The sequence below is a fragment of the Variovorax sp. 10N432 genome (assembly GCF_056394465.1).
In genome coordinates, this window is record NZ_JBFTHX010000121.1 from 1 (window position 1) to 1,034 (window position 1,034).

Genomic DNA, 1,034 nt, shown 5'->3' on the forward strand with positions numbered 1-1,034 from the left:
TGTCGAGTTTCAGCAGGTTGTTCATGGCCGGTATCCGGCTCATGGGCGGCTGATGGTTGAGGGCTGAGTGTGGCCGATGCCAGTTGTAGTGATGGATGAAGGGCTGTAGCGCGGCCTCGCGTTGAGCTGAGCTTTCGTAGGGCCTGGCGTAAGCCCACTCGCGCAGGCTGGTCTGCACGAAGCGTTCAGCCTTGCCATTCGTCTTCGGGGTGTAGGGCCGGGTGCGGATGTGGCGCAAGCCCAGTTCGCCGCAGGCGGCATCGAAGATCTTCTTGTACCCAGTGCCGTTGTCGGTCATCACACGGTCGATACGCACTCCCAGGCGGGCGTAGGCGGCGACTGCTTCGCGCAAGAATTGCGTGCAACTCGCAGCGGTTTCATCAGGCTTGATTGCTGCAAATGACACTCGAGAATGATCGTCAATGGCCAGGTGCACCGCATCCCAGCCGATGCCTTGGTTGCGGTTGAGCGTGCGGTCTCCGGTGATGCGGTGGCCCACACCCTGGATGCGTCCCAGGCGCTTGGTGTCGATGTGAAGCAGTTCGCCGGGCGCAGCCCTCTCATAGCGAACGACGGGCAAGACGGGTTCGAGCGACCTCAACCTCGACAGTCCGGCCTGCTTCATGCAGCGGCTGAGAGTCGCCAGGCTGCGGCCGACCTGCATGGCGATGCGCCAGAGCGGCCATCTCTGTCGGCGCAATGCTTCAAAGTAAGCCCGATCCACAGGACTGGTGGCGTGCGGGCAGTGAGTAGGCTTGGAACTACGGTCATTCAACCCTGCCGAGCCTTCGGCCTTGAAGCGAGCGAGCCACTTGTAGGCTGTCCTCACGCTCACGCCGCCAGCTTCGCTGGCGGCAGCCACCTTCCAACCCTGCTGCAACACCCGGCTTACCAGGAGGGCTCGACCTTTGGGCGTCAATCTCGCATGCTTATGGCTGTTCATCCGTCTCTCCTGAGTTGAGTAGCCGTGTCTTGGTAACCACAGCTTCCCAAATCTGGGACGGATGAACAACCTACTGAAACTTCACAGCTAG

1 protein-coding gene is annotated in these 1,034 nt (G+C 61.1%); it reads right to left on the reverse strand.

Annotated features, from left to right (window positions below; translation table 11 throughout):
* On the reverse strand, nt 1-943 hold a 943-nt coding region (locus AC1DF3_RS36915), incomplete at its 3' end, for an IS481 family transposase (protein ID WP_478142802.1).
* Nucleotides 944-1,034: the final 91 nt, after the last annotated feature.